The organism is Necropsobacter massiliensis, assembly GCF_000827595.2.
Lineage (GTDB): Bacteria > Pseudomonadota > Gammaproteobacteria > Enterobacterales > Pasteurellaceae > Necropsobacter > Necropsobacter massiliensis.
Genome location: NZ_LN776199.1, coordinates 21,323 through 32,804 on the forward strand (window position 1 = coordinate 21,323; position 11,482 = coordinate 32,804).

At 44.5% G+C, this 11,482-nt stretch carries 11 protein-coding genes; 6 read left to right on the forward strand and 5 right to left on the reverse strand.

Annotated features, from left to right (window positions below):
- Positions 1-128 precede the first annotated feature (128 nt).
- On the reverse strand, positions 129-1,316 hold the full coding sequence (tyrS, locus tag BN3349_RS11740) for a tyrosine--tRNA ligase (RefSeq protein ID WP_040977573.1): 1,188 nt from the start codon (positions 1,314-1,316) through the stop codon (positions 129-131).
- A 233-nt stretch (positions 1,317-1,549) separates the two neighbouring features.
- On the opposite strand from tyrS, the gene pstS reads away from it, so the two are divergent.
- The 6 genes from pstS to phoR are packed head-to-tail and all read left to right on the forward strand — an operon-like array spanning position 1,550 to position 7,231.
- Complete coding sequence (pstS, locus tag BN3349_RS11745; protein ID WP_245853834.1) at positions 1,550-2,578, forward strand: phosphate ABC transporter substrate-binding protein PstS; 1,029 nt, start codon at positions 1,550-1,552, stop codon at positions 2,576-2,578.
- Between the two features lie 57 nt (positions 2,579-2,635).
- Positions 2,636-3,589: a phosphate ABC transporter permease subunit PstC gene (gene pstC / locus BN3349_RS11750; protein ID WP_040977574.1), complete on the forward strand. Its 954-nt coding sequence runs from the start codon at positions 2,636-2,638 to the stop codon at positions 3,587-3,589.
- Positions 3,586-4,431, forward strand: coding sequence for a phosphate ABC transporter permease PstA (gene pstA, locus BN3349_RS11755; protein ID WP_040977575.1), 846 nt, complete (start codon positions 3,586-3,588; stop codon positions 4,429-4,431). The genes pstC and pstA overlap by 4 nt, the downstream gene beginning before the upstream one ends.
- A gap of 12 nt (positions 4,432-4,443) precedes the next feature.
- Positions 4,444-5,223, forward strand: a complete 780-nt coding sequence (gene pstB, locus BN3349_RS11760) for a phosphate ABC transporter ATP-binding protein PstB (protein WP_040977576.1) — start codon at positions 4,444-4,446, stop codon at positions 5,221-5,223.
- Positions 5,224-5,255: 32 nt separating this feature from the next.
- A complete protein-coding gene (gene phoB / locus BN3349_RS11765; protein WP_040977577.1) occupies positions 5,256-5,948 on the forward strand; it encodes a phosphate regulon transcriptional regulator PhoB in 693 nt (230 codons plus the stop codon).
- Entirely contained in the window at positions 5,945-7,231 is a 1,287-nt protein-coding gene (gene phoR / locus BN3349_RS11770; RefSeq protein WP_040977578.1) for a phosphate regulon sensor histidine kinase PhoR, read from the forward strand. The genes phoB and phoR overlap by 4 nt, the downstream gene beginning before the upstream one ends.
- A 143-nt stretch (positions 7,232-7,374) precedes the next feature.
- On the opposite strand, the gene sfsA is transcribed toward phoR, so the two are convergent.
- The 4 genes from sfsA to BN3349_RS11790 all read right to left on the reverse strand — a co-directional run.
- Positions 7,375-8,094 (reverse strand): DNA/RNA nuclease SfsA, encoded by a 720-nt coding sequence (gene sfsA / locus BN3349_RS11775; protein WP_040977580.1) that lies wholly within the window; start codon positions 8,092-8,094, stop codon positions 7,375-7,377.
- A 166-nt stretch (positions 8,095-8,260) separates the two neighbouring features.
- Positions 8,261-9,496, reverse strand: a complete 1,236-nt coding sequence (locus BN3349_RS11780; RefSeq protein ID WP_040977581.1) for a hypothetical protein — start codon at positions 9,494-9,496, stop codon at positions 8,261-8,263.
- A gap of 4 nt (positions 9,497-9,500) precedes the next feature.
- Positions 9,501-10,643, reverse strand: a complete 1,143-nt coding sequence (locus tag BN3349_RS11785) for a DUF2827 family protein (RefSeq protein ID WP_040977582.1) — start codon at positions 10,641-10,643, stop codon at positions 9,501-9,503.
- Positions 10,644-10,761: 118 nt separating this feature from the next.
- On the reverse strand, positions 10,762-11,482 hold a 721-nt coding region (locus BN3349_RS11790; protein WP_245853832.1), incomplete at its 5' end, for a YadA family autotransporter adhesin.

Genomic DNA, 11,482 nt, shown 5'->3' on the forward strand with positions numbered 1-11,482 from the left:
GTTGTTCTCCTTGCGGATATTCATAACCCGGCTGCGTGATGGCAGTCGAATTACGGAATAAAAAGATGTTAGAAAACGACCGCACTTTCGCACGATGTTGCGATTAAAAAGTGCGGTCGATTTTTGCGTTATTTTACGCTGACTCGGGCAAACTTGCGCTTGCCGACCTGATAGACAGCGGTGGAGGCGCTGATTGTCAGCTTCGCATCGTCGACTTTTTCGCCGTCAATTTTTACGCCGCCTTGTTGCACCATGCGAATCGCTTCCGAGGTGGAACCGACTAACCCGGCGTCTTTTAATAGGTTCGCAAGGGCGATATCGCCGTTAAAGGTAAATTCCGGCATCTCATCTGGCATGGCGCCTTTCTGGAAACGGTTGATAAATTCCTGTTCCGCTTCATCGGCTGCGGCTTGGCTATGGAAGCGCGCAATAATTTCTTTCGCCAATAGGATTTTGACATCGCGCGGGTTGCGTCCTTCCGCCACATCTTGTTTGAGACGGGCGATTTCTGTCAGCGGACGGAACGACAGCAGATCGTACCAATCCCACATCAGTTGGTCGGAAATGGACATGACTTTCCCGAACATTTCATTCGGCGCGTCACTGACACCGATATAATTGCCCAACGATTTGGACATTTTCTTTTCGCCGTCCAGACCGACCAGCAGCGGCAGTGTCATGGCAACCTGCGGTTTTTGTCCGTCGGCTTTCTGCAATTCCCGTCCGATCAGCAAGTTAAAGGTTTGATCGGTGCCGCCCAGTTCCACATCGGCTTTTAAATGCACGGAATCGTAGCCTTGCAGCAGCGGGTAAATAAATTCATGAATTGCAATGGATTGATTGTTGGCAAAACGTTTTTTGAAATCGTCCCGTTCCAGCATACGCGCGACCGTATAATTGGATGCCAGACGAATCATGCCTGCGGTTCCCAACTCACCTAGCCAGTCAGAATTGAACACAATGCGAGTTTTTTGCGGATCCAAAATTTTGAAAATCTGTTGTTTATAGGTTTCCGCATTGCGCAGTACGTCTTCGCGCGACAGTGGCGGGCGGGTGGCGTTCTTACCGGATGGATCGCCGACGGTGGCAGTAAAATCGCCGATCAAAAAGATCACTTCATGACCGAAATTCTGGAATTGGCGTAATTTATTTAATACGACGGTGTGACCCAAGTGGATATCCGGTGCGGTAGGATCGGCGCCTAATTTAATTCTTAACGGACGGTTTTGCTGTAATTTTTCGATTAAATCCGATTCAGAATAAATCTGATCCGTGCCGCGTTTCAGTTCCGCGAGAACAGTGTTGATATCACTCATTGGTTATTCCTGTGTTGGTTGTCCTGAATTTAATCCTTGTATTATAGAGATTATTCTTAAAATGAAAAGCCTGCGTGCATGTTCGGCGCGCTTGGTCACATTAAATTCCTTTTTTGCCGGTGACGGCATGGCGTTTTTTCCTGTCATTAAACTGTCATATTTCTTTTTTATACTGCCCGTGCAGTTAATCAATTATTGTGTAAATAGGAGCGATTATGATGCTTAAACACCGCATGCAAACATTATCCTTATTGGCGCTGCCGTTAATGACTTTTTCATTTGCCGTGCAAGCGCAGACGATTACCGGCGCCGGTGCCTCTTTTCCTTATCCGATTTATGCGAAATGGGCGTCCTTATATGAAAAGGAAACTGGCAATAAAGTGAATTATCAGTCTATCGGTTCCGGCGGCGGGCAACAGCAGATTATTGCCAACACCGTAGATTTCGGTGCTTCGGATGATCCGATGAAAGCGCAGGCGCTCGAACGGCATCAGCTGTTGCAATTTCCCGCGGTTATCGGCGGAACGGTTCCGGTGGTGAATTTGCCCGGCATTGAAGCGGGACGGCTGAAATTGTCCGGTCCGGTATTGGCAGATATTTTTCTCGGCAAGATTACGCGCTGGGATGATCCGGCGATTCGCGCCTTAAATGAAACCCTTGAACTGCCGAATAAGGCGATCATTGTGGTGCATCGTTCGGACGGTTCGGGTACCACTTTCGGTTGGACTAATTATTTGGCGAAAGTGTCGCCCGAATGGCGGGAAAAAGTCGGCGAGGGAAAATCGGTCAAATGGCCTACCGGTCAGGGAGGTAAAGGCAATGAAGGTGTGGCGGCGTATGTTCGTCAGCTGAAGTATGCCATCGGCTATGTGGAATACGCTTATGCGAAGCAGAATAATCTGTCATGGGCGATGCTGCAAAATAAGAGCGGTGCGTTTGTTCAGCCTTCGGCGGCAAGCTTTTCCGCTGCCGCAGCGAATGCCAAATGGGAAAACACCGCAGGTATGGGCGTGGTGTTAACGGATGAAGCGGGTGAGCAGGCTTGGCCGGTGAGTGCGGCGAGTTTTATTTTAATCCGTAAACAGGCGGATAAACCGCAGCAAACAAAGGGCGTGTTTGATTTCTTCGGCTGGGCGTTCAAACAGGGGAAAGAGGCTGCCTTTACACTGGATTACGTACCGTTACCCGATAATGTGGTGCAACAAATTGAAGCGAAATGGGCGAATGAAGTAAAAGATCCGCAGGGCAATCCGCTGCGCTGATCGTATTGGCTGCCTCCGTACCATAGCGGACGGAGGCATATAACAAGAGCAAGCGATATGTATAAAACCAAACAAAAATGTCTCAATTATCTGTGGATTGAGGGACTATTTAAGCAGACCACCGCCTTTTTTGCGCTGTTAGTGTTTGCCGTACTGATAGCCATTTTATTGTCTTTAATTGTCGGCAGCTGGGAAGCGATTAAGCAGTTCGGTATGTCGTTTTTGTGGCACAACGACTGGGATCCGGTACAGGAAAACTACGGTGCGCCGGTGCCGGTGACGGGAACCTTAATTTCTGCGCTGATCGCCTTATGTATCGCCGTGCCGGTGTCGTTCGGTATTGCGGTTTTTCTAACCGAGCTGGCGCCCGAGCGGGTGAAAAAACCGGTAGGTATTGCGGTTGAAATGCTGGCGGCGATTCCGTCGATTATCTATGGTATGTGGGGATTGTTCGTCTTCGTGCCGCTGTTTCAGGAATATATTCAGCCTTATTTGATTGAGGCGTTAAGCCCGTTACCGTTCATCGGTTCGCTGTTTTCCGGTGCGCCGTTCGGCATCGGGCTGTTCAGTGCCGGGCTGGTGTTGGCGATTATGATTATTCCGTTTATCGCCTCAATGATGCGGGAAGTCTTTGCCGCCGTACCGCCAATGTTAAAGGAATCTGCCTACGGTTTGGGTTCTACCACGTGGGAAGTGGTGCGGCACATTATCCTGCCCTATACCAAAACCGGTGTAATCGGCAGCGTTATGCTGGGATTAGGTCGGGCGTTGGGCGAAACGATGGCGGTAACCTTTGTGATTGGCAATGCGTTTTATTTGCCCGATTCTATATTCGCACCGTCCACCTCCATTGCCTCGGCGATTGCCAACGAGTTTAACGAAGCCGGCGGTTTGCAAAAATCCGCTTTAATGGAATTAGGATTAATCCTGTTTGTGATTACCACGCTGGTGTTGATCATCTCGCGCTTGCTGGTTGCCCGTATTACGAAAAAAGAAGGAAAAACTCGATGAATAATGACCGCACTATGCGATTTCATTGCCGCAAACTGAAAAATTACGTCATGTTGGGATTAGCGTTTCTGGCGGTAATATTCGGTGTGTTTTGGTTATGTTGGATTTTGTTTACGTTGGTCGGCAAAGGTATTCCGGCACTGTCGTGGCAATTGTTTGTCCACGATACGCCGGCGCCGAACGAAGCGGGCGGTTTGTTAAATGCGATTATCGGCTCGGCATTGATGTTGCTGGTGGCAACGCTGGTGGCGACACCGATCGGCATTTTGGCGGGGACGTATTTGGCGGAATACGGCAGATACGGTCGTTTGGCGGCGGCAACCCGTTTTCTTAACGATGTATTGCTTTCCGCGCCCTCAATTATTATCGGATTATTTATTTATGCCGTTTATGTGGCGCAGGTGCAGCATTATTCCGGCTGGGCGGGCGCGTTTGCTTTGGCTATGTTGGCAATTCCGGTTGTGGTTCGCACCACAGACAGTATGCTGACGCTGATTCCGCATAATCTGCGTGAGGCTGCCGCTGCGTTGGGTTGTCCGCAATGGCGGGTGATTACCATGATCTGTTATCGCGCCGCCCGTTCCGGAATGATCACCGGGGTGTTATTGGCGGTGGCGCGTATTTCCGGTGAAACTGCGCCGCTGCTATTCACCGCACTGTCCAATCAGTTCCGTTCATGGGATATGAACGGTCCGCTGGCAAATTTGCCGGTGGTGATTTATCAGTATGCGTCAAGCCCGTTTCAAGACTGGAATCAACTGGCGTGGGCAGGGGCGACCCTAATAACGTTTTTCGTGTTGTTATTGAATGTAATCACACGTGTTGTATTGCAGAAAAAATAAGGAATAGAAACCATGAATCATCCTATTATCACATCGGCGCAAACCAAAATTGCGGTCAATAATCTGAATTTTTATTACGGCGATTTTCAGGCGCTGAAAAACATTACGATGCGCATTGCGAAAAATAAGGTGACCGCTTTTATCGGTCCTTCCGGTTGCGGGAAATCCACATTATTAAGAACATTTAACCGCATGTTCGAGTTATATCCCGCACAATATGCCAGCGGCGAAATTAATCTGGACGGTGAAAATCTGCTGACCGCCGCAACGGATATTGCCATTATCCGAGCAAAAATCGGCATGGTGTTTCAGAAGCCGACGCCGTTTCCCATGTCGATTTATGACAATGTCGCCTTTGGTATTCGACTATTTGAAAAATTAACTAAAGCGGAAATGAATGATCGGGTAGAATGGGCGTTGACCAAAGCGGCGCTGTGGAACGAGGTGAAAGATAAATTGCAGCAAAGCGGCGATAGCCTGTCCGGCGGACAGCAGCAGCGATTGTGTATCGCCCGCGGGATTGCGGTAAAACCGGAAGTGTTGTTGCTAGATGAACCCTGTTCCGCGCTGGATCCGATTTCAACCATGAAAATTGAAGAGCTGATTGGCGAGCTGAAACATGATTATACGGTTGCAATCGTCACGCATAATATGCAGCAAGCCGCGCGCTGTTCCGATTACACCGCTTATATGTATTTGGGGGAGTTGGTCGAGTTTGAGCGGACTCAAGTGTTATTCGAGCAGCCGAAATATCAGAAAACGGCGGATTATATTCAGGGGCGTATGGGATAACGGGCGGTAATTTTTCGATGGGATAATACGTAATGGATAAAAAAATACTGGTGGTGGAGGACGAACGCGCGATCCGGGAAATGATTGCGTTGTTTCTGGCGCAGCACGGATACGCGGTTATCGAAGCGCAAGATTATCAAAGTGCGGTCAAAAAATTGAAAGAAAAACCGCAGTTAATCTTGTTAGACTGGATGTTGCCGGGGCGTTCCGGCATTCAGTTCATTCAGTATCTGAAAAAACACGAGGAAAGCGCGACGATCCCAATTATCATGCTGACCGCACGTAGCGGAGAAGAGGATTGTATCACCTGTTTGCACAGCGGCGCGGATGATTATGTTAGCAAGCCGTTTTCTCCCAAAGTGCTGTTGGCGCGTATCGAGGCCGTTTGGCGACGCAGTTATGAGGCGAACAACCTGATTTGCATTGATGAGCTTGTGCTAGATCAGAGCGCGCAACGGGTGAGTGTGAATCATCAGATTGTTGAGTTGAGCGCAACGGAATATAAATTGCTGCATTTTTTTATGTCGCATCCGGAAAAAGTCTATAGCCGGGAACAATTGTTGGACTTTATTTGGGGCAATGATATTTATGTTGAAGATCGTACGGTGGACTCTTATATTCGCCGTTTGCGCAAAAGCCTAGAGCCTTATCGCTTTGACCGCTATATCCAAACGGTGAGAGGAACGGGCTATCGGTTTTCTTCACATATTCAGGATATGCCATGAAATATCGTTTATTCGTCTCTTTTCTGCTGGAGGTCATACTGGCTGTCGGTATTGCATGGCTATTCGGCTGGTTTGCCAAAGATTTTCTTTTTTGGTTTGTGATCATTCTGGTTTTGCTGTTAAGCCGTCATCATTATAACGAATATCATTTGTTACGCTTGCTTTCGCCGGATATTCAGCGTAATTCCCGCGGCGGTTTATTGGAATATTTTTCGCAGGCGGCGGCATATCAGCGCCACCGCAGCCGTAAGGATAAAATTAAAACGCTGCGTTTGTTATCCAAGCTCAACCGCAACATGCAGTATCTGCCCGACGGCATTATTATTTTTCAGCACAGCGGTGGCATATCTTGGTGTAATCATGTCGCTCAGCAAATTTTTGATTTTTATTGGGATAAGAAAATTCAGAAAAATATTTTTAGTGTGATCTTTTACGACGAGTTCAAAAGTTATTTCAGCAAACACAAATGGCACCATCCTTTAGTGTTATTGCTGAATAACCAACGCTATATCGAAATGAATATTAATAAATACGACGAACGCACCTATTTAATGATTGCGCGTGATGTGACCCAGTTCATTCGCCTGCTGCATTCACGGCAAACTTTCTTAACCAATATGAATCATGAATTGCGCACGCCGTTGACCGTGATTCAAGGTTATTTGGAGTTGTTGGAGGCGGAAAACGGCGGCTCGGCGCTGCATGCCAAAGCGTTGCAGGCAATGAAAGCGCAAAGCGAACGCATGGCGACCTTGCTACAGCAGTTGAATATTCTGGCAAAAATAGAGATTTCTTCAAATAAAGCTCATCATTTGGTTGATATGTCGTCGTTGATTTTGGCGTTACAGAAAAATACCGCCGTGCTGAATGACAATCAGCATCAGATTATTTTTGCCGTTGAGCCGGATCTGAGCGTGATGGGCGATGAATCCCAACTGCAAAGTGCGGTGTCCAATTTGATCTATAATGCGATAAAACATGCGGGACAGGGTGCGACCATTCATATTGCTTGGCAACGCTGCGAACAAGGCGCCGAATTCAGCGTGTCCGATAACGGCATCGGCATCGCCGCCCGACATTTACCGCATCTGACGGAACGTTTCTATCGCGTGGATGAATCCCGTACCAAGCATACCGGCGGCACCGGTTTAGGGCTGGCAATTGTTAAACATGCGCTGGAACAGCACGATTCTTATCTGGATATTCAAAGTACGCAAGGAAAAGGCAGCCGTTTTAGTTTTGTGATAAAAAAACGCTATATTGTGAAAGGTAATCAAGCATAAACGAATAAAAAAAAGCGTCTCTTTTGTGGGGGGAGAGACGCTGAAATGTTGGAGTGATTATCTATTATTGTTTGAATGGCTAGATGATAATTGTTCTCAAATAGATTGTCAACACAAAAATGAAAATTATTCTCAATTATATTTTATTTGCCGAGATAAGGTACCACCTCGGTCAGCGAAAGTGCGGTCGGAATTTCGTCTGAAATGTCAAATTTTCCTGCATAAGCATACACTTCAACTCCTTCGTCTATTGCCTGACGTAGCAGGCGATCATAATCGGGATCGATATATTCGGCGACGTTAAAACGGTCAAAACCGTTATGTAGACCGGCAAAAAAGACGACTGCGCGATGCCCTTGTCTTTTCATCGCCATTAGCTCCCTGACGTGTTTCTGTCCACGCGTGGTGACCGCATCGGGAAACATGCCGATATTGCCTTTTACCAGCGTGACGGATTTCACTTCCACGTAGCAGTCCGGTACATGTTCTCCCCGCAGCAGAAAATCAATCCGGCTGTTTTCTTCGCCGTATTTTACTTCCGGCAGGATTTGATCATACATCGCCAGTTCTTTAATGTGTTTGTGCTGTAATGCCTCCAGCGTCAGCTGATTGGAACGATGCGTATTAATGCAAACCAAGCGACCGTCTTTTAACTGTGTGAGTTCCCATGAATGGGGATATTTGCGCGTTTTGCTGTCGGAGGTGGAATACCAAATTCGATCGCCTTTCTCCCCGCATCCGGTCATCGCACCGGTATTGGCACAATGAATAGTCAGCATTTCACCATTTGCCAGCTCGACATCGGCAAGAAACCGTTTATAACGGCGGATTAGGGTAGCAGGTTGTAGGTGGGGGAGTTGCATGAGGTTTCCTTAAACTATACTGAGTTGTTTTCAGTATAGTTTAAAGTAATTAAGTGTAAATTTCATAAAAAGTGCAATATTATATGCGCAAAAATCGTGCAGAAATGTGTTAGGTATTCGTAAACCTGAGTTTGAATAGATTTATAGTATTTTCAGAAAAATATTTCTAAATTAATTTCAAATTTGGGAAAACCCACCGTATTCGTTTATTATCAACATCCAGTTCTCGAACTAAAAATGCTATGTTATCTCCTGGTTCAAGCGTGATATATAAATATTTATTACTCTCGATTTTATATCTTGGTTCATCATTTTTAGCAATAAAAAGTTCATCACATGGTTCAATATTAATTATAGACTCGGCATAAAAATAAATCGTTTGTGTTATTGATAGGGTATTTTTAAATAATAAAGAGGAACTACCAGATGTTTCTATTTTCAGACTGTTTTCAGAATATAAAGATGGTTCCAAACTGACATTCATACAACCACAGGTTTTTGCTTCCTGTAGTAAAATAATGTTCGGAGAGGTATATTCTTTTTGGCAAAAATTAATAAGACTATTACGTGTAATATGGTATTCAATGTAGTGCTTTATTCTAAACTTCTGACCTTGTTGATAATATTTATCAGAAAATAATTTATGGTAGGAATATTCCCCGCCTTTTCGGTGTGCCCGCGTAACATGTAAACCTTCAACTAATTCATTTTCAAATGTATATTCTATACCGGTTTCCCCTGCGTTAAGACGAATTCCCCAAGCAGGAGGACAATTATATTTAACCGGCAAAAATACTATTTTTCCATGATCTACAGCATATAAGTTAATTATTGTAGAATCAATACCATAACATTGAAGAAATTTCTCTTTCTGCATTTCAGTATAAGCATAATTTTTATAATCTGACCATGCATCTTTAAAACCCACAATTACTCCGGCTTGATAGACATAATTATTCTTTTTTTTCAGTAAATTTATTTTATATCGAACTTCATCAGCGGCAAATGGCGCAACACAGTTGTATAAAAAACTACACTCCCAAATATCATAAGTGCAATACAGTTTTGTTTTATCTTTAATTTGTTTAAATACAGTGAATTCTTTTTGTGGAAACCAAATATCAGAATCATAAAGTGCTACCAGATCGTAGTGATATTGTTCAGCGATATTAGCTGCTGAAATTTGACGATCTATTAGCATTTCAGGATATTTATTAGCAGCAGGAAATATCTTTAGACCATTTGAGAGTAATATATTCTGTTTATTAATAGATAATCCATAGGAAATTACACCGATATCACCATTGTAATCTGTTTCTTTTAGACTAAGGATAAAAGGGATAACGTGTTCGTACCAAAGTTTATTATTATCATCAATAGCTGTAAGTATAATTTTTTTCATAGCATTACTTCTCAAACAACCGCTTAAGTTCTTTCTCATATAAGTAAATATTCATCGGATTAGTCGGTTGCAGGGAGTCCAGATATTCATTCGCCCGTTTAACATAGCCTTTATGATTTTTATCATGATTATCAATAACATCAAGCAATACTTTGGCACCATCGAACGCATCAAATTGATCATAATAATAGCCCACCCCTTTCGGCAGTAATTTTGAATTATGAATAAACGGATAACCACCATAAAGCGCATCGTTATAAGCATAATTTAATCCGTTTTCCCATTGGTGACTAAGCACGATATCAACATAACGGGTTAAGAAATCTGGCATTTGATAGCGTCCTTCGACGGTCATAATATTATTTTTAACGATCTCCGTGCGACCGATAAAATTAAAGAAAGTTGGATGATCTTTTTTATCATAAGTATTACAGGCGTAAAAATGTTTAATTTTTTCCGGCGCTGTCCGATAAGCCTGTTCAGTAATCAAAATAGGAGTAAAACAGTTTTTAAAAATAAAAATATTCGGTTCAAAACAAGCGATTCGTTTAGATTTTTTGTCAGGATCCGGTTTATAACCGAATTCAAGATTGTGTTCTTTTTTGATGCGATTAATCACTTTGTCACAGAATGTTGGCGCCCAGATTGCAGGCACTTGATAAGAATTACAATGATGCATAATTGCGAAATAATCGGCGCAGGTATTCATATTTTGCGGAATAAGCCAGTTAGCATCAAATAATGTACCGTTAAAAGTGCGGTTCGGATTTTTGCCAAAAATAAAGTATTCAATATCCATAATATAGTCTGGCCCCATTTTATAACAGACTATTTTGCCGCCGTGGTCGTGCATACGGGTCATATATTGATATTCAATCGCCAGCGTGCCTTCAATTAAGACATCAAGCTCATCCACCACATCATCAATATAAGAAAATTTTAAATCCAGATCATCCAGCATAAAGCCCTCAGGCGGTGTTGCCCGTTTTTCCGGCCCCCATGAAACTAAAACCACGTCCTCCACCAATGAGGAGGCTTTAAATAACTGATACAGAAAAATGACATTTTGATTTGCGCCGTTTGCCCAAATATCGGTAATTTGAGCTTCCAGATTAAAGGTGATACCAATTTTATATTTACGTGACATAAAGAATTCCTTGCAAGACAGTGATTGGTGATGATTGTATATGGATATATTCTAGTTGTTTATAAATAAAATTTCACCTACACGATGGTGTAGGTGAAATGTATTGACCTTTAGCCGATTATTTCCATTGATACCCGATACCGGCACCCACATTATAATCGCCTTGCGTCGTTGCGCCAGCGCTGACTTTAAAGATCACCTTATTATTATCGGAAAGTTTAGAGTAACCGACGGCAACCGCACTTTGACCGTTATAGTTACCGACCCCCATACCGACAAGGTTGGCTCCCGGCTGAGTGACCTGCGGAATATTAGCGACGGCAACTGCGCCGGCGATACCGGCACGCAGTTTACGATCTGTTTTACGCAAATCGGAAGAAACCTGATCTAACTGGCGTTTATTTACCGCATCGGTAGGATTTACACCGTCAGCAACATGGGTAATGCGGCGTTCATGTCCGACACTGCCGACCGAAACTGTATTCGCTTCATTAGCAACGGAATTGGCGCCGATTGCAACAGAATTTTCTGCGCTCGCCTGCGCATTCTGGCCGACTGCGGTGGCATTTTTCGCACTTGCCCGAGAATTCTGACCTACCGCAGTTGTATTTTCCGCGGTTGCTTGTGCTTTATTACCAAATGCGGAAGCATTGGTTTTATTTGCAACCGAATCAGCACCGTATTTAGTTGTTGAATCGTCGCCATCATCTTCACCCAGCACTCTTTGTGCGGAACTTGCCGCCGCAGAAGCAGAAGATGCCGCCGATGTTGCTGAACTGCTTGCAGAACTTGCCGAACTTGAAGCACTAGAAGCTGAGCTTTCCGCGCTGGATGCAGAA